At 58.8% G+C, this 17,457-nt stretch carries 16 protein-coding genes; 8 read left to right on the top strand and 8 right to left on the bottom strand.

Going from position 1 to position 17,457, the window contains the following annotated elements; all coding sequences use genetic code 11:
- Positions 1 to 65 precede the first annotated feature (65 nt).
- A complete protein-coding gene (locus AC13C8_RS09510; protein ID WP_482847132.1) occupies positions 66 to 950 on the bottom strand; it encodes a LysR family transcriptional regulator in 885 nt (294 codons plus the stop codon).
- Positions 951 to 1,179: 229 nt separating this feature from the next.
- On the opposite strand from AC13C8_RS09510, the gene AC13C8_RS09515 reads away from it, so the two are divergent.
- The 4 genes from AC13C8_RS09515 to AC13C8_RS09530 all read left to right on the top strand — a co-directional run bounded on the left by AC13C8_RS09515 (position 1,180) and on the right by AC13C8_RS09530 (position 3,848).
- The gene (locus AC13C8_RS09515) at positions 1,180 to 1,542 is read left to right on the top strand and encodes a helix-turn-helix domain-containing protein (protein ID WP_091428926.1); all 363 of its coding nucleotides are present in this window, start codon (positions 1,180 to 1,182) and stop codon (positions 1,540 to 1,542) included.
- Positions 1,543 to 1,826: 284 nt separating this feature from the next.
- Entirely contained in the window at positions 1,827 to 2,213 is a 387-nt protein-coding gene (locus tag AC13C8_RS09520) for a hypothetical protein (RefSeq protein WP_482847133.1), read from the top strand.
- A 97-nt stretch (positions 2,214 to 2,310) separates the two neighbouring features.
- A complete protein-coding gene (locus AC13C8_RS09525) occupies positions 2,311 to 2,556 on the top strand; it encodes a helix-turn-helix domain-containing protein (RefSeq protein WP_025059995.1) in 246 nt (81 codons plus the stop codon).
- Positions 2,556 to 3,848, top strand: coding sequence for a type II toxin-antitoxin system HipA family toxin (locus AC13C8_RS09530; RefSeq protein ID WP_482847134.1), 1,293 nt, complete (start codon positions 2,556 to 2,558; stop codon positions 3,846 to 3,848). Before AC13C8_RS09525 ends, AC13C8_RS09530 begins: the two co-directional genes overlap by 1 nt.
- A gap of 537 nt (positions 3,849 to 4,385) precedes the next feature.
- Here the strand turns inward: AC13C8_RS09530 and AC13C8_RS09535 are convergent.
- From AC13C8_RS09535 to AC13C8_RS09545, 3 genes are all read right to left on the bottom strand, one after another.
- A complete protein-coding gene (locus AC13C8_RS09535; RefSeq protein ID WP_482847135.1) occupies positions 4,386 to 5,579 on the bottom strand; it encodes an IS91 family transposase in 1,194 nt (397 codons plus the stop codon).
- A gap of 13 nt (positions 5,580 to 5,592) precedes the next feature.
- On the bottom strand, positions 5,593 to 6,453 hold the full coding sequence (locus tag AC13C8_RS09540; protein ID WP_482847136.1) for a tyrosine-type recombinase/integrase: 861 nt from the start codon (positions 6,451 to 6,453) through the stop codon (positions 5,593 to 5,595).
- Positions 6,454 to 6,897: 444 nt separating this feature from the next.
- Complete coding sequence (locus AC13C8_RS09545) at positions 6,898 to 7,818, bottom strand: methyltransferase domain-containing protein (RefSeq protein WP_482847137.1); 921 nt, start codon at positions 7,816 to 7,818, stop codon at positions 6,898 to 6,900.
- Positions 7,819 to 7,852: 34 nt separating this feature from the next.
- Here AC13C8_RS09545 and AC13C8_RS09550 point away from each other — a divergent pair, with 34 nt between their 5' ends.
- Positions 7,853 to 8,881: an AraC family transcriptional regulator gene (locus AC13C8_RS09550; RefSeq protein WP_482847138.1), complete on the top strand. Its 1,029-nt coding sequence runs from the start codon at positions 7,853 to 7,855 to the stop codon at positions 8,879 to 8,881.
- Positions 8,882 to 9,429: 548 nt separating this feature from the next.
- On the opposite strand, the gene AC13C8_RS09555 is transcribed toward AC13C8_RS09550, so the two are convergent.
- The 4 genes from AC13C8_RS09555 to AC13C8_RS09570 form a co-directional block, all read right to left on the bottom strand.
- Positions 9,430 to 10,179 carry a hypothetical protein gene (locus AC13C8_RS09555; RefSeq protein ID WP_482847139.1) on the bottom strand — a complete coding sequence of 250 codons (750 nt, stop codon included), beginning with the start codon at positions 10,177 to 10,179 and terminating at the stop codon, positions 9,430 to 9,432.
- Between the two features lie 90 nt (positions 10,180 to 10,269).
- On the bottom strand, positions 10,270 to 10,806 hold the full coding sequence (locus AC13C8_RS09560) for a cytochrome b (RefSeq protein ID WP_482847140.1): 537 nt from the start codon (positions 10,804 to 10,806) through the stop codon (positions 10,270 to 10,272).
- 119 nt (positions 10,807 to 10,925) lie between these two features.
- Complete coding sequence (locus AC13C8_RS09565) at positions 10,926 to 11,465, bottom strand: ricin-type beta-trefoil lectin domain protein (RefSeq protein WP_482847141.1); 540 nt, start codon at positions 11,463 to 11,465, stop codon at positions 10,926 to 10,928.
- A gap of 22 nt (positions 11,466 to 11,487) precedes the next feature.
- Positions 11,488 to 12,192 carry a DUF1499 domain-containing protein gene (locus AC13C8_RS09570; RefSeq protein WP_482847142.1) on the bottom strand — a complete coding sequence of 235 codons (705 nt, stop codon included), beginning with the start codon at positions 12,190 to 12,192 and terminating at the stop codon, positions 11,488 to 11,490.
- A gap of 141 nt (positions 12,193 to 12,333) precedes the next feature.
- Between AC13C8_RS09570 and AC13C8_RS09575 the strand changes: the two genes are divergently transcribed.
- From AC13C8_RS09575 to AC13C8_RS09585, 3 genes are read left to right on the top strand one after another with little or no spacing between them, the layout of a single operon-like run.
- A complete protein-coding gene (locus AC13C8_RS09575; protein WP_482847143.1) occupies positions 12,334 to 12,873 on the top strand; it encodes a TetR/AcrR family transcriptional regulator in 540 nt (179 codons plus the stop codon).
- Positions 12,870 to 14,015, top strand: a complete 1,146-nt coding sequence (locus tag AC13C8_RS09580; RefSeq protein ID WP_482847144.1) for an efflux RND transporter periplasmic adaptor subunit — start codon at positions 12,870 to 12,872, stop codon at positions 14,013 to 14,015. Before AC13C8_RS09575 ends, AC13C8_RS09580 begins: the two co-directional genes overlap by 4 nt.
- The gene (locus AC13C8_RS09585; protein WP_482847145.1) at positions 14,012 to 17,116 is read left to right on the top strand and encodes an efflux RND transporter permease subunit; all 3,105 of its coding nucleotides are present in this window, start codon (positions 14,012 to 14,014) and stop codon (positions 17,114 to 17,116) included. Before AC13C8_RS09580 ends, AC13C8_RS09585 begins: the two co-directional genes overlap by 4 nt.
- Positions 17,117 to 17,457 lie beyond the last annotated feature (341 nt).

Raw genomic sequence — 17,457 nt, forward strand, 5'->3', positions numbered from 1 at the left:
GAGCATAATCTGACACATTTCGAACTATTCTGTGGTCCTGCTGCGAACCAGAGACGATCGTTGCGTCAGTAATCGTCCGGCGGCACGACGTTCATGGTAAACTCGGCGTCCATCGCATCGCGATCTGCGTCACACAGATTGGCAATCTGAACGTTTCTTGTCCGGTCGATGAGAGTGGCAAGAGCGAACTCGCCATCTGCAAACCGACAAGCCATGGCCAGCCGCTGATAACTGATCGCCTTAAGGTCATTATTGTCGCCATGCCCGATGCGTGTGTGGATATGATCCAGCCGGATACCGCGCGTGGTGGCGATGTCGTGAAATGGTTTTGCCAGCAGGTTGGCAAACCCCGGACCGCCGGGCAGATTTGCTATGCCCTTGCCGACTGAAGATCGGTATTTTTCCCACCCGAACCATGTGGCGTAAGATGATTTTTCGCCCACTTCGGTGCAGATCCAGTCGCCATTATCCGCGTTGAAGCGAAACACCATCAAATACGGCCGCAGCGGGGCGAAGGCCGGACTTTCAAGCGCGCCTTCCGACCGCGCCCAGGCGTGAAAGCCGAACCGGATCAAGGGCGAGCCCATATCCCAGATGGCGGTCAGCGGGTGCTGTTGCAGGAAATACGGCACATCCCCGATTTGCATCGCAAGATAGAACAGCTCGTTCACATGCTTGCTTTCGTCGTAGAGCCATGCCTCGCCACGTGCGATCAACTCCTCGGCCTCTCGCAATGCGTTCTTACCATCCTCGGTCAGCCGGTATTGTCGGTTTTCAAAGCTGAAAAGTTCGCAACCTTTATAGCTTTCCAATGATGCGATGTGGCGACGGACGGTTTGACGGGTGCTGTCAAGCTCGCGCACGGATTCGGATAGGTTCAATGTGCGCGCCAAAGATGCAAACGAGCGCAACATCTCAAACAAAAGGGCGGGGCTGGTTCGATTGGTCATTTCTGCACCCGGACTGTCTTCACCAAACTGTTTCCGCAATGGAATTCAACATAATCCAAACAGCCTACAGCAGAAATTATCGTTCTTAAATTGATATTTAGACAGTAGGGTAAATAAATCATCCATACCGGGTAAATTTTTGCAACCAAACCGTTCAAGACTCATCACTTGGGTCTTTCGATGAAACCTGACATTCTCGTTTAACGGGAAGCAATTAAATGGTGAGAAAATGGTCCATCCAGTCGATGTCCATGTGGGTAAGAAAATCAGAGAAGTCCGTCTGCTGCGCGGCCTGACTCAGGTAAAAGTTGCCGAGCAACTGGGACTGTCGTTCCAGCAGCTCCAAAAGTACGAAACGGGATACAATCGTGTCTCGGCCAGCAAAATGTTCGAGATTGCACAACTCTTGAACGTTCAACCAGGGTATTTCTTCGAAGGGCTGGCAGATGCCGGCACGTCAGAGGACGAAGCCATGGATGAACGTACGGCGAAAGCCGCACAGGCGTTGTCGTCAATCCAGGACGTGAAGGTGCGCAACCAGATCCAGTCCATGATCCACGAACTGGCCAACCGCCAGTCGCTGAGCGCCTAGACAAACGACACTGCCTTTTCTGAGGGGGAAGGGACGTGGTGGAAGGGGGACGTGCCAAGCGCGTCCCTTTTTCTTTGGAGCACGTGAAAAAGACGTGTGGGCGCCCGTCATCTCTAGTGCAGTCAATTCTGTCCAAGAGATCCCATTGGAGCGGGCGAGGCCTTTCGAACACCCGACCCTAGCCTTGGCAATCAAATATAGACAACCTAGCGCGCGCGTCCCACTTTGGGTCATACCCGCCGTTCAGCCGCCAGTCCTATGAAGATCTTGAATCTGAGAAGATCTTGGCGGCCTATCCCGAAGACAGGATCCGAGACCGGCGGACCAGTCTGCGCCTGATTGCAGCGGCTGTGAAAGCCGGAGTGAAGCCCGATGACTTGCAGCAGGCGGTCAAAGCCTATGCGAAGGAAAGCGAGGTCTACACGCGCAGCAAGGTCTGTTTCTCGGACAATTGGTTCAGGATGCGCCGATGGGAGAAGGGGCTTGCCCAGATACAGGCGGATCGCGAGAAGGCGCGAGAGGCTGAAGCCAAAGGCCGCGCGAGCCTCGCCGAGTGGATCAGTGAACGCCACCCCCTTTGCCGCCACATTACAAACCGGCAGATTGAGGGCTTGATCGCGTCAAAGCTGGTGACGCCCGAGCAGGTGTGCGCTGCGGGGCTGCAGGCATAAGTGCGGCTCGATTGTTACGCCATGGCGTAAAAAGTAGATATTTACGTTGTAGCGTAATTTGTTTTAATTTACGCTGTGCCGTAAAAGGAGCCGCATCATGGACCTCACAGCACGAACGGCCGAGCAGATCGGCGAGGCACTTCGCCGGACGCGCAAAGCGCGCGGCTGGACCCAAAGCGACATCAGCGCGCGTACGAATTTGCGCGTCGCGACGATTTCGTCGCTCGAGAATGGCGACGCGGGAGCCAAGCTCGCCACAGTGCTTGCTGTTATGGCGGCACTTGGGCTTGAGTTCCGATTGGTGGAACGCGGTGGCTCGCTTGAGATCGAGGATATCTTCTGATGGCGAAACGCGGGCGTAGCGGCACAATGCAGGTGCTTCTGAATGGAAGGCTGGTTGGGGCTTTGCGTCTTGCAGGCTCAGGCGCAATCAGCTTCACCTATGATCCGGAATGGTTGGCATGGGAACATGCCATGCCCATTTCGTTGTCACTGCCTTTGCGCGAAGAGGCACACCAGGGCGGCCCTGTCATCGCCTACCTCGAAAACCTGCTGCCGGACAATCAGGCGATACGAGAACGCGTTGCTGCACGGGTGCGTGCGGGCGGCACGGACGCGTGGCACATGCTGGAGAAGATCGGTCGCGATTGTGTGGGGGCCTTGCAGTTCGTTTCGGGTGAGATCCCCGAGGTTGGCGCACTCGAGGGAGAGCCCGTTTCCGAGGCGCAGATTGCGGATATGTTACGCAACCTCGCAAGCGCCCCCCTTGGCTTAGACGAGGAAGACGACTTCCGCATTTCTATCGCCGGGGCGCAGGAGAAAACGGCGCTGCTACGCCACGAGGGCGCGTGGATCCGTCCATCGGGGCTCACCCCAACAACCCATATCCTCAAGACGCAGCTTGGCGTTCTGCCCGCAGGGATCGATTTGTCCGACAGCGTCGAGAACGAGTTTTTCTGCATGAGCTTTTGCCGCGCCATGGGCATGGATGTGGCCGAGGTTGAGATTGCCGACTTTGAAGACGTGAGGAGCCTTGTCGTGACCCGGTTTGACCGGCGCTGGACCAAGGATGGCCGATTGATCCGCCTGCCGCAGGAAGATTTTTGCCAAGCGCTGACTGTCCCACCCAGCCAGAAGTATCAAATGGACAGCGGGCCGGGGATCACCGAAGGGATCGGGTTGCTGACTGGCAGTGACGACCCCGAGGCGGATCAGCGCGTGTTCTTCCGCGCGCAGGTGCTGTTTTGGCTTTTAGGGGCGACGGACGGGCACGCCAAGAACTTCAGCATCGCATTACGCCCTGGCGGCTTCCGCATGACCCCACTCTACGATGTGCTGAGTGCACAGAAAGCGGTGGATGATGGCCAAATCCGTCAGAACCGCATGCGCCTCGCGATGGCGGTGGACGGGCACTATCGGGTAAACGAGGTGGTGCCTCGCCATTTCCCGCAGGCTGCAAAGGCGGCTGGTTTTGGTGTGGCGCTGGCGGAAGAGATCTTGTCGGACATTGCGACAGAGCTTGAACCCGCCTTGGACAAGACACTAGCAGACCTGCCAGATGGGTTTACACAGCCTTTGGCGGAAGCCATTGCCGCTGGCATACGACGCCGGGCAATTGCCTTTCATGCCGTATGATCCGCAGATCATATTTCTGCTTTATGATCCGTGGGTCATATTGAGTGGCAGGTCGCGTTCATGCAGCAACACGTATTTAGGGCCAGAGTACACCGTGATTGTGAGGTCGCAGGGGCGTCACTCTATTCGATGCATCGGATTTTCCATGTGGATGGACGCCAAAGCGGACATTAAGTTGAATTGCAGCGAATAACTGCCAAGATGAAGGTTTTTCGACGCGGGCCATTGCGCGCGGTCTCTGTTGGGCTTGAGTGTGGCCCGCGTTGACAAACCTCTCAGGGAAGAAGCCGCGGGTGGTGGGCGCCACCTATGGGGAAAGAGCGTTGCCGGCTGGTTCTGTGGCAGCGACCGACGTGATGGTGTTGGGGGTGAAGGCGGCCGAGTACAGAATTTGCCCGAGGCTTTGGTCTGGCTTCAACCCGGGGAAGAGCGGTTTTGCGCAGTCATTGCGATTTTCCGGACCGCTGCAGACAGGCGGGCTCAACCGGCGTTGCCGAAGCAACCGGTGAGCGGTGGATGGGATCGGCGGGCATTCGGTCATGCGGCCTGTTTCCTTGGCGGAGCGCGGGATCGTGGAATCTCGCCGCGCCGGAATGTCTCGATGATGCGCATGGGGCCGCCGCAGCAGGGACAGGGTTCGCGCAGGGCGAGCGGGACGATCTCGGCAGCGGGTGCGTCGTCCTGCCTCTTCTCTTTTTCACCGAGCAATGCGCGGATCTTCGAGATGCTGGCCTTGCGGGCGGCGCTGGCCAGCAGGCCGTAGTGCCGGATGCGATGGAAGCCGTCGGGCAGGACATGGATCAGGAACCGGCGGATGAACTCGTGCGTGTCGAGCCGCATGACCTTCATGCGCTCCCCGGATTTGACCCGGTAATCCTTCCAGCGGAAGGTCACGCTGTCGGTATCGGCACTGATCAGGCGGTGGTTGGAGGTGGCGACGCGGTGCGTGTAGCGGCTGAGATAGGCAAGCACCGCCTCGGGTCCGCCGAAGGGCGGTTTGGCATAGACCGCCCATTCGGTCTTACGAAGCGGGTCGAGATACCCGGCAAAGGCTGCCACATCTGCCAAGCCGGTCAGGTCACCGAAGAAGGCAAGCTGCCCGGTGCGATGCAGCGCCATCAATCCTTCGAGGAGTAGCCGCCGGAACAGCCTGGACAGGACGCGAACGGGCAGAAAGAACCCCGGCTTGCAAGCGACCCAACTGGAACCACCCGGCGACAAGCCACCGCCGGGGACGATCATGTGGATGTGGGGATGGTGGGTCATCGCCGATCCCCAGGTGTGCAACACGCTGGTCATGCCGATACGGGCACCCAGGCGTTTGGGATCGGCGGCGATGGTCATCATCGTTTCAGCCGATGCCTTGAACAGCAGACCGTACACCGCCCGCTTGTTCCAATACGCGATCCGTGCGATCTCGGCCGTCAGGGTGAAGACAAGGTGGAAGTATTCCACGGGCAGCAGATCCTCGGCCCGCGCGGCCATCCAGTCCCGGGCCGCCGGTCCCTGGCATTTGGGGCAATGCCGGTTCTTGCAGCTGTTGTAGGCGATGTGCTGGTGCTGACACTTGGTGCAAGCCGCCACATGCCCGCCGAGCGCCTCTGTCCGGCAGGTCTCGATCGCCGACATGACCTTCAACTGGCTCAGGCTGACATGGCCGGAATTGGCCCGCCGGTAGGCGGGGCCATGCGACCTGAAGATGTCCGCAACCTCCAACGCGTGCCGTGGCACGCCAATCGCTCCGTCAGGTCACGTCTCGCATGTGTTCAAACGGGCTGGCGACATTGCGCAGCGTCTTGGTGGCGACATGGGTGTATCGCGCCGTCGTCGTCAGCTTGGCATGGCCGAGCAGCACCTGGATCACGCGGACATCCGCGTCGGCCTCCAGAAGATGCGTGGCAAAGCTGTGCCGAAGCGAGTGCAGCGTCGCGGGCTTCTTGATCCCGGCCATCGCTTTGGCTGAGTTGAAGGCGCGGTTCAGGGAGCGCGGTGACAGGGGCTCAACCCTGCTCTGCCCCGGAAACAGCCAGCCCTGCGGCCGCGCCTCGCGCCAATAGGCCCGCAGCAGCTCCAGCAGCGACGGTGACAACATCACGTCCCTGTCCTTGCCGCCTTTGCCGCGCTCGACATGGATCAGCATCCGGTCGCTGTCGATATCCCGGACCTTCAGATTGGTGACCTCGGATGCCCGCAACCCCGCGCCATAGCCGATGCCCAATGCCGCCCGGTACTTGAGACCGGGTCCCGGCGCCGCGGCCAAAATCGCCGAGACCTCTTCAAAGCTCAGCACAATCGGCAGTTTGCGCGGTTCGGTCCGGAACTGGATATACTTCTTCATGTCCTCCCGATCGCAGGTCATGCCGAAGAAGAACCGCAGCCCGGCGACCCGGGCGTTGTAGACCGAAGGCGTGACCCCGGTATCCGTCATGTAAAGCTGATAGGCGCGAAGCTCTTCCGGCGTCGCCGTATCGGGCGACCGACCCAGAAACACGGTGAAATCTTTGAGCGCCCGGATATGGGCTTTCTGCGTCGTCTCCGCCAACCCGCGAATACGCATATCCTCGATCATCCGCGCACGCAGCGGGCTCATCTTCTCATGTGCCATGGGAACCTCCTGTCCGATTGAGAAGCCTCAATCGTCAGGCAGGTCCGCCACATCACAAAATCGGTGCGCCGCAAGAATGCTTCGCCACGCCAGCCACAAGCGCCAGTGCCGCGAGAGCGGCTTAGTCCATGAGCCCTTTGCAGAAGTGTCAGATTTTCGCTGCGGGCGCTCGCACCACCATATTTGCTGCGCCTGCATCAAAATCTGATCTGCAGTGCGGAAGAGATTGCTGCCATTCATGCAAGGTGCAGTAAATCCGAAACGAGGAACTTACGCAGCGCGCAACGGAACTGACTTTCGATGCATTCGAACTTCTGGCCGCATTTTTTTCTACGTACCGACCACCGTCATATTCGGGCGGTAATCATTGATCGGGACACAAATATGGAATGATCCGATCTCCAATCTGCCATTCCCGGCAGCCTCAACGACTTTCTTGTTTGGCTAGGATTTTTGAGCTCTGACGATGAGGGACGGCATGTCGAACTCAACCATTCCGCCTTCGATCACAAATGGCTGGAGCGCGGTGTCGGCCTCCCTCAGAAGTCGCTCGAACTGCTCGTCAGTCAACACACCGCCCAACGTCCACACGCAGGCGCGCTCTGTCGACACCAGCGCGTCGATCGAATTGAATCGAACCTTCCCGTTGCGTCGGAAGATTTCGGTGTCCGCGAGGTGAGCTTTGCTGCAAATATCCTGCAATCGATCGGCATTGCCGAGCCTGAAAGGAGCTCGAAACGCGTCGCCGACCTCTTTCCCGAACAACCGGTCGAGCAATGACGCGAATGTATCATAACCGGGCGAGTTCTCGACGGCGTCACACACGGCCACCGCCAGTTGGCCGCCGGGCTTCAAAACCCGCTTCATCTCGGACAGGGCTTTCCGCTTGTCCTCGAAGAACATCAGGGCGAACTGGCTGACGACGGCGTCAAAGCTCTTGTCCGGGAATGGCAGATCCTCTGCCGTACCTTCCAGCCATTCAATCTCAACCGGTTTGCGGCGCGCGACCTCCAGCATCTCCGGGTTGGCATCCAGCCCGACGACCGTTCCCGACGGGCCGGCGACCTCGGCGGTGGCAAGCGTCAATGCCCCTGTTCCGCAAGCAACGTCTAGAACACGGTCGCCGGATTGCACGCCGGCTTCTGCGGTGACGACTGGTCCCCACTGCGCGAAAAGGGCCGGCACGAAATGGGTGTCATATACTTCCGCCGGGCGGCGCACTTCCTCCCGAATGGTCATCGAAATACTCCCTGTAACGGTTTCAAGCGGCACAGCGGCTGGCTGTACCGTCGCACTCAGGTTATCCTGAAGCATGGAACAGACCCATGACCGAAAGTCCTCGTCGATTGCCAGATCGTCCATCATGCAGGTGCAGCCAGGACCGGCAAAGCGGCCGGGAATGTCCGAATTGCCGGTCCTCTGCCAGGATTCGGCAACCGATCCGCTGTCGGACGTTCTGAGGATGGTCAAGCTCACCGGCGCGATCTTTCATCTGGTTGAAGCGTCCTTTCCCTGGGGCGTCGAACTGCCGCCGGCGCGCGAGTATTCCGGCATCATCCTGCCGCGCGCGCAGCACCTGATTTCGTACCACATCATCTTGAAGGGCACGGGTTGGGTGGAAATCCCGGATATCGCGCCAATGGAGTTCGAAGCTGGTGACATTCTGGTTCTTTCGCATGGAGATCCGTATTCGCTGCTAAGCACGCCGGGACAGCCCCCTGAATATGACCGGGACGCAACGCTCGCCTTCTTTCGCGAGTGGATGGCTGGCAAACTTCCATTCGTGACCGTCGAAGGCGGCGGAGGAACGGGGGGCGCCAAATACATTTGTGGCTTTCTGGGCTGCGACATGCGTCCGTTCAATCCGCTGCTCGCAACCCTTCCGCGCCTGTTGCGCATCAGCCGGTCAGAAACGGACGGCAACGATCTGTTGGGCCGCCTGATTGATCTGGCTCTTACCGATGCGGGGATGCCGCAGCCGGGCGGCGAATCCATCCGTCTGAGGCTCAGCGAGCTTATCTTCGTGGAAGTGATCCGACTGTTCCTGGAATCCTCTCCTGCGCATGAAACAGGCTGGCTTTCAGGATTACGGGATCCGGCGATCGGCAAGGTTCTGACTTTGCTGCATGAATCGCCCGCACGCGCCTGGACGCTCAACCTGCTGGCCAGCGAGGCGGGCCTGTCGCGCTCGGCACTGGCAGCGCGCTTCAGTCACCTGATCGGACACTCTCCGATGCAATACCTGACGCTTTGGCGTATGCAGATTGCCTCACGCCTGCTGACTGACAGTTCGTTAAAGGTCGCGGCTGTGGCAAAGGATGTCGGCTATGAATCGGAAGCGGCCTTCAGCCGGGCATTCAAGAAGACCGTCGGCGCATCTCCTACCGTATGGCGCAATAATACTGGCGATATGAGGAATCCAACGTGATTGTTTTCTCAGGTCTGGCATCGGCCAGATCGCATCCGTCCCTCGCCTTTGCGCGATGACGCCTCGCCCCACTTTGTGGTCATTCCCGACATGTCCCAGCATCAGGGCAAAGGACTTTCAACCGCCATGCGGTTGCGCAGCAGGCTGGTGAGCGAGGTCAGACCGACACCGGCGACTGAGGTCAATCGAGCAAGATGAGCGTACATTGCCTGGATCGTTCATGTTATAAGCACCAACCCCGGTGCTGGCCGACATTGCCCCGCCGGATGCAGACGTTGGCGCTGAACGCGGCAAACTCAACCACCGAGCCCAACTCGGACACCTTGATCCTATGCTGCGCGCGCACGCGGCGCAAAAATACTGCACGCGCGTGGTTAGCGGCACGGCAGCATGCAAAGAAAATCGTCGTTCAATTTTTGCGCAGCATGGTTGACTTGCCCAATCTACAGGTCGCGGGACAAAAACGGATTACCGCTGCATTTGGGCCGAGGTTTGCCTGAAGGTGAATCCATGCTCGAGCAGTATTGAATGAATCTGGGTAAGTCAGATCAGTTCGCCCATGGCGGCACAGCCAAGACCAAATGCGTGACAGCGGCATCGACCGCGTAGAACGACCAATGCAAACCGTAGGCCCACCGAAATCCGCAGTGCGTGCGCAGGTAGAGCCAAGGGATAGCAAGGCCAAAGATGGTTGCGGCAATCGTGAAACGGGTGACATAAAAACGGGTGAATCCATCGAAAATCAGCAGCAGATGAAAACCGCCGAACAGAACCGCCATGCCGACGGATATGGTCGGCAGACTGATCTTCGCGCGGGCTGCGCCCAGAACCATAGCCGCCACGAGGATTTGCTGGAAAAGGATGTCAGCTGACTTCGGCAGGTAATACCAGGCCGAAGCAAACATGAACTCGGGCGGGTTCGTTGGTGCTTTCTCGACCGAGACATCCGGAAGCAGGGGCAGGATAACCACGACGTAGAAGCCGTAAATGGCAAGGATCGGTGCAACGGCGATGACATGCCCGACGATCCGCCGGGGCGTGACATGCTCCCGTATGACCGGCCGGAACAGGACCAACGCGACGCCAGTCCAGATCAGATAGAACCCCGCAAAGAGGATCGGCGCATCGTCATAGCCGCTATCCAGAGCCAGTGCCTCGACCAGAACGTAGTAGCACCAGCTGGATGCCATCCAGAGGGCCGCGACCGTCAGCAGCATCGTGACCGGCGCTGATAGGCTGGCGAACCGGGCCGGGCCGATTCTCGTGACACCGGCCGACGTTTTTTCAAGGGTTGCCACTTTCTGTCCCTTTCTCAGAACCCGATGTTACCAGTTCGCATGAACGTCGGCGCGCATGGGCGATGAGGCGGACTCCATTGCCCGATTGCGTCACGCCATACGCTTCAGCACGCCATCACGCTTGATGATTTGATGCCAGATCAAGGCGGCACCAATATGCCCGATCACCAGTGCTGCGAGGATCCAGCCCAAAGTGCCGTGCCAATCCGAGATTGTCTCCGTCCAAGCAATAGCGGCATCGCGGGCAGGAAATATCTGAAAGCCAAGGTAGCTGAAGCCGCGCGTTCCGCCCGCAGCCCCGATGATCTTGATGGCTGGAACGATTACCATGAGCGCATATAGCCCGCCATGTCCGGTCTTTGCCGCGGTGCCCATCAGATCAGATTCTGTTGGCCGATTAGTAAGATTCCAGATCCCCCATGCACCGCGCAACAGCACCAGAAGAAGCAAGGTCACGCCCAAATCTACATGATAGGCCCAAAGCGTTTCGCGCAGGGCGTTTTCACGCGGCAACGCCCAATGCGCGGCAGCAGAAACGAATTGGATGGCAAACAGGGCGGCCATGCCCCAGTGAAAAAAGCGGCTTACAAAACCGTAGCGGTCCGGGCTGTCGGCTAAGCTGGTCATTCGAACTCTCCGTCTTCTTGAGGTTTCTTTTTATACGTGGCCCCACGCCAATTCCGTTGCGGCAACTCGACTGATCGAAACGCGAGGTTTTGGTGTGGGGGCACCCTCGAAACAATGGGTCATTCCTGAATGACCCATTGCTTGAAGCTTGGCTCCAATTCGTCACAGGCGGCCAGGATCAGATCACGCGATTGGTATGGGCCTGCATCGTCGATAGTCGCAGCAACCGTCACACATTGCGTCGTATCCACACCCAGACGGATTTCCAAGCTGGCTTCGTCGTAGGTAAAATGCTGAGTGTCATCCGCTTCGTCACATGCGATCAGTCCGAAGGGGTTCTCGGTGTCTTCCGGCGCGTCATAGGCCATGCAGAGGTCTGCATAGGTCGCGGACTCGATCAATCCGCTCTCTGGCGCGTAGGTGAACAGCACGTCATCCCCTTCAGGTTTGCAGGAATGCGCGTGTAACTGATCACTCAGCTCCCGGCCTTCGGTGTCGATACACCAGCCGAGCATGGCTTCTTCGCCAAGGTTGTCGGCGAGGTGGATGATCGGCCCGACGGTTTGGATGTTTGGGGCTTCCGCGAGTGATGGTTGCGCGATCGACAGCGCCAAGGTGGTGGCAATCAGGAAGGCGGAGGTTGAAGCGATAGTTCTCATGGCTCAATCCTTTCTTGAGAGGTTAGTTTTGGAATTGTTCTTGAAAGGCGCGAATGCGGGCCGCGTTGACGCCTTGGTCGCTGCGTCCCACACGGGACACGCTGCGCATATCGACGCGGCTCCCGCTCTCCTGTTCGGCAACAACAACCACGACATCATCCGCGAAGTAGAAGACGGATGTGCGCGCGATTGCCTCGAACCGCAGGGTCTCTGCGTCTTGCGCGATGATTTGCCAGCCCATGTCCTCGGCAACGTCCAAAGCACGCGCGTAAGCGGCATTTGCGTCGAGATCGGTGATCAACGGTGAGATATCCGGGTAGGCCCGTGCCTGTGTCTCGGCGGTTTCTGCGCCAGCATAGGGTTGTGTGCTATCCAAAGTTAGAAATGCAGGCGGGTTCGCCGTATCGGTCGAGATGTCGTTGATCGGTGCCGCGCGTGGTGTTGGGTTAAGTGTGCTGGAGATCATGGGGATCAAAAGTGCCACGCCGATAACAGCCGCCACACCGCCGAGCATCGCGTGATCTTTTTCCTTACGAACAAGATGGATCACCAATGCTAGCAGCCCCACGCCAGCGACAGTCGCAGCGAGCGGATTGAAATAGGTGCGATAGAGACCGAAGCCCGTGATCGGCTCCCACAGCCCCAGTCGCGCCCCGAACAGCATCAATCCGGCAACCACCGCGCCGATGAAGGCGACGAGCAACGCAATCTTTCCGCACTGTTTCATTGTTCATCCATTCTTTGGCTTGCGAGTCGCTTGGATGCTTGATATGCAAACTTTGCAGACTACGCAAGGTTTAGATAAATGACACTTCCATTACGGGAAAGACGGCGGCAGGAAACTGCCCTCCAAATCCACAAAGCGACTTTGGAATTGGCCATGAAGAGTGGCCTTGAGGACGTGACAACTGATGAGATTGCTGCGGCATCGGGCGTCAGCACGAGAACTTTTTTCAACTATTATCCCAACAAGGAAGCCGCAGCGATCGGGCACCCACCGCCATTTACCGAGGCGCAAATGGACGCCTTGCGCGATGGAACGGGGCCTTTGGCGGCAGACCTCAAACAGTTTCTGAACAGCCACATGGAGGCTTTGTCGCAGAGAGCGGACATCCTTCGGATGGTCGGAAAAATCCTGCGATCGAATGAGAAAGCACGCGGGATCCTCGATGGCCTTCTGGGCGCCGAGCGTCGGAGGCTCACGGAGGCGCTGAGTGGTCGCGTGGACAATCGACAAACGGCAGCCGCCCTCGCGAGCAACGTCACCAGCGCAATCGGGGGTGCGATTTTCCTGTGGGAAAATGAGGAAAACATGACCCTCGGCGCGGCCCTGGATGAAGTCTGGGAAGGGCTGATCGACGCATCGCGGCTTCTTTCTTCTGCGCAAAACGAAGAGGCCTCAATATGAAAACGATACTCTATGTCATGGCGTCAGTCGCCATTGTTGCGGCAGCCTATGTCTGGTCCTTCGGCGTTCCGGGTGCAATGTCGCCCGGCGCGGACAGTGAAGTCCCCATGGCGCAAGTTCAGGGCGGCCCCCCCGGATCAGGTGGTCCAGGCGGAACTCCGGGCGGAGGTGCGACAACTGTCGTGTTGACGCCGTTGGACGTGCAGCCGTTTGAGGACACATTCCGCGCAATCGGCAGTTCCGAAGCGGTGCAAAGCGCAACCGTGACTGCCGATGTGTCGGGCAGGATCGTCGAAATCAACCTGACCCCGAATGCACAGGTTACACAAGGGGATGTTTTGGTGCAGCTTGACGCCCGCGCCGCCACGCTGTCCCTTGAGACCGCTCAGAGCGAGTTGGAGCAGGCCGCAGCAACGGTCGCCCGCTACGAGCGCTTGCAGCAAGCCGGAAACCTGACGGTCGCGGATGTCACACTGTCCGAGGCACGGCTGGCGCAAAGCCTTGCAGAAGCCACCGTCGCACAGACCGAACTCACCCTGGAAGATCTTACGATCCGTGCGCCGATCACTGGCAGGATCGGGCTCAGCGACGTGAATGTCGGGGACTACCTCACCGCCAACACGCCTATTGCTAGCATCGACAATTCCAGCGCGTTACTGGTGGAATTCGAACTTTCCGAACGGTCCGTCAGCTTCTTGTCCCTTGGGCGCGACGTCATTCTTGGAACTCCCTCTTTGACGGGGCGGTTTTTCGAAGGCGAAATTACATCTTTTGACAGCCGGATCGACGATGTCACACGCAGCGTAACGGTGCGGGCGCGCGTCGAAAATCCTGATGGAATGCTTTGGCCGGGCATGACCTTCACCGTGCGGCTCAGCAATCTCAGCGACCCGTTTTTGGTCGTGCCCGCAACCGCCATCACATGGTCCCGCGACGGGGCCAGCATCTGGTTCGATGATGAAGGAAAGGCGCAGAGCATTCCTGTGACGATCCTGCATCGGCGCGACGAGAGTGTCTGGCTCGACGCTGATCTGCCTGCAGGCACGATGATTATCTCCGAGGGGGCGCACAAGCTGCGTCCGGGCTCAGCGATCACAGATGCGAATGCCATACCGCAGCAACCGGATCAGGAACCGACATGAGCACGCCCACCATCCAACGCGCGGCCTCCGGCTTTGCCGACCTGTTCGTCGCACGGCCGATCTTCGGATTTGTAGTCAACCTTTTGATCCTGATTGCAGGCTTGGCAGCACTAATGTCCGTAGACGTGCGGGAAATGCCGGACGTCGATCAGCCGGTGCTTTCGATCCGAACCCAATATGAAGGCGCAACACCGGCAACGGTCGATCAGGAAATCACGCAGGTGCTGGAAGATGCGCTGAGCGCGCTCGAAGGTCTGTCCTACATCGAAGCCACTTCATCCAGTGGTTCGAGCACTATCACCATAGACCTGTCAGATGGCACCGACATTGACGTGGCCGCAAACGAGGCCCGCGAAATCGTGTCGGCCACCGCACGCCAGCTTCCCGACGATCTGGACGATGACCCATCCGTTTCCAAATCAGACAGCAACGCAAGCGCAATCATTCGGCTGGCGGTGCTGGGCGATGCCACTCTGGATGAGTTGACCGCCCTTGCGGAAGGGCCGATCTATGACCGGCTGTCCCTCATTGATGGCATTGCCGAACTCACTACGCGCGGTGACCGGTCGAACGAGTTTCGCGTCACACTTGACGACCGCCTCCTGCTAAGCCGGGGTTTGACCGTTTTTGACGTGACAGAAGCGCTCGCCGATCTGCGCGACGATACACCCTTGGGCGAGCTTGAGACCGATGCACAGACGATTGCCTTGCAAGTTGGGAATGCCGACGTCACCGTCGATAGCATCGGCCAGATCCTGATCGATACGACCACTCGGGTCGCAGATGTGGCGTTGGTTCAACTGTTGCCTGAAGACACCGATGCGGCAACCCGCGTCAATGGCCAAACCGCCATCGGGCTGGACATCACCCGGCAATCCGAGGGCAACACGCTTGAGATTTCGACAGACGTGCGCGCCGCAGTTGAAGAATTGCGCGCAGACCTCCCGGATGGTGTAGAGCTTATCATCTCGACAGATGATGGCGTCTTTATCGAAAGCGCTTTGACCGAAGTGATCAAATCCATCGGTTTGGCGACGGGGATCGTGATCCTTGTCATCTTTGCTTTCCTGCGCTCGCCGCGCGCGACGCTCATTCCAGCAGTCACGATCCCCGTCGCATTGATCGGCACCGTTGCGGCGATCTGGCTGACGGGCTTCTCGATTAACACAATCAGCCTTCTGGCGCTGGTTCTGGCGACCGGGATGGTGGTCGATGATGCGATCGTCGTGGTCGAGAACATCGTGCGCAAACGCAAAGAGGACATGGGGGCCTTCGCCGCGGCCGCCGCTGGCACCAACGAGGTCTTCTTCGCCGTCGTTTCGACCACTGCGACGCTGGCTGCCGTGTTTATCCCCATCTCGTTCCTGCCCGGTCAAGCCGGTGGCGTGTTCAGTGAATTCGGTTTTGTGCTGGCCTTTGCCGTGACGCTGTCGTCCATCGCGGCACTGACCTTGGCTCCGGTCTTGGCTGCGCTTTTAGACCCCGGCAAACCGGCCGAGAAAAAGCAGCAAGCCACGGAGACACAGGGTCGGCTCGCGCGCGGATTCGACTGGGTTATCGACCGCGCCCTTCGCGCGCCCTTGCTCGTGCTGGCCATCGCCTTCGGGTTTGCAATTATCGCGGCGGGCGCGGCTGGCACGCTAACATCGACAATCACACCAAGCGAGGATCGAGGCTATTTCCTGATCCAGGCCCGTGGCGCCTCCGATACAACCGCCGAGTATCTCGATGAACAAGTTGCACAGATCGAAGACATTCTCGCGCCGTATCAGGAAAGTGGGCAGATCAGTTCTGTGCAAAGCATCATTGGCATCGGTGGCGGGACAACGGCGTTCATCGTCGTGCGCCTGCCGGATTGGGCAGATCGGGATTGGTCTCAACAAGAATTGATGGGACCGATCAATGCCCAGCTTTCTGCTGTGCCGGGTGTTCAGGTCTTCGCAATCTCGCCAAACAGTCTGAACATTCGTGGCGGCGGAACTGGACTGACTTTCGCTGTGAGTGGCACCGATGTTGACGACATGACCGATGCTGCAGAGGCCCTTGTGGCCGTCATGGCGCAAGATGACGCCTTCGCCAATCCGCAGATCTCGGGCGACAGCGTGCAGGCACAATACGAGATTACCGTGGATCACGAAATGGCGAGGGTGTTTGGCTTGAGCGAGGCAGAGGTCACAAGAACAATCCGCGCGCTGACCCAAGGCACCGTTGCCGTCAGCGTGTTCCTCGACGACACCGAAACCGACGTGCGCGTGGTCCCCGGTGGTCCGCCTATCAACGACCCCAACGATCTTGAGGGCATTCAACTACGCCTGCCAAGTGGCGAATATGTGCCCCTGTCCGCGACGGCGACCCTCACCCCCGTTGTCAGCCAATCCTCGATCGAGCGTCAGGGCGGCACCTTGGCAGTTTCGATACAGGCCAACCTCCCGGACGGTGTTGATCTGGGCACCGCTATGGCCCGCGTAGAGGAGTTGGCAACTGAGACCCTGCCTGCTGGTATGGGGATCGTCTACACAGGCGAAGCCGCATCGCTGGGCGATAGCCAGTCGGGCATGTATCTGGTGTTCGGCGTCGCCGCGATTGTCGTCTTCCTCGTCCTGTCCGCACAGTTCGAAAGTATTGCAAGCGCTGTCGTCATCATGCTGACCGTGCCTTTCGGCCTTGCCGCCGCTCTGTTGGCGATCTCGATCACCGGCGGATCGCTGAACTACTACAGCCAGATCGGGTTGGTTCTGCTCATCGGTGTCATGGCGAAGAACGGCATTCTGATCGTCGAGTTCGCCAACCAGTTGCGCGAGGCCGGCCAGGACATCGACAGCGCCATCCGGGATGCCCTGCGTCTGCGCATACGGCCTGTGATGATGACGATGGTATCCACCGTCTTCGGCGGGTTGCCCCTTGTCCTGTCATCCGGCGCAGGTGCCGAGGCGCGTATCGCGGTCGGTTGGGTCATCGTTGGCGGGCTTGGCTTCGCAACAGTCTTCACCTTGTTCCTGACGCCGGTCTTCTACCGCCGGATCGCCGTCTGGGGCGCAGAGCCCGGTGTGTCTGCTCGTCGCTTGCGGCAGGAGCGCGAGGCGCTGGTAGCTGCGGAATAGAAACGAAGAGCGACCGATTTGCTTCTATCCGCGTGTAGGTTTTTAAAGCCTTGCGCAACGGGGAGGCGGTCCGAGCTTTGCGAGAATTGACAGCGTTGAGGGTCCGGTTTGGTTAAATGCGCTGCACCACCGAAAAGATGATACTACCGCCGCAAACAAATGCTGCATCAGCAATAGCCGCACCTGCACAAGTCCGGTTTGTCTAAGATTTTTCGATGCGGGCCAGTTGGTTAGGTTGGTCTTGGCGGAATGGCCCGCGTTGACAAATCTGACAAGGTGGAAGCCGCGGGATGCGTGCGCTGCGTTATGGGGAAAGTACAGGCGTCTGCCTCTGATATCGG

The organism is Aliiroseovarius sp. B-4 (assembly GCF_056857795.1).